Consider the following 229-nt stretch of genomic DNA (forward strand, 5'->3'; position numbering starts at 1 on the left):
TGACCCGGAAGTGCTGAACCGCGCCGATTACGTCATTACGCTGTGCGGCCACGCGGATGAGCACTGCCCGGTGATTGCCAACAAGCATGTGGTCAAATGGCACTGGGGCTTCGACGACCCGGCCAAAGCCTCCGGTACCGAGGCGGAGATCATGGACAGCTTTCGCAGCGTCCGCGATGCCATCAGGAACCGCATCGAACGGTTTCTGAGAGAAGGCGAATAACCCGAG

1 protein-coding gene is annotated in these 229 nt (G+C 60.3%); it reads left to right on the forward strand.

Features of this window, described 5'->3' with window-relative positions:
• Positions 1 to 223 (forward strand): low molecular weight phosphatase family protein (locus LD028_RS09730; protein ID WP_483298301.1); only part of this gene is annotated, 223 nt, incomplete at its 5' end.
• Between the last annotated feature and the right edge of the window lie 6 nt (positions 224 to 229).

This window comes from Anoxybacillus sp. LAT27, from assembly GCF_022030075.1.
GTDB classification, from domain to species: domain Bacteria; phylum Bacillota; class Bacilli; order Bacillales; family Anoxybacillaceae; genus Anoxybacillus; species Anoxybacillus kestanbolensis.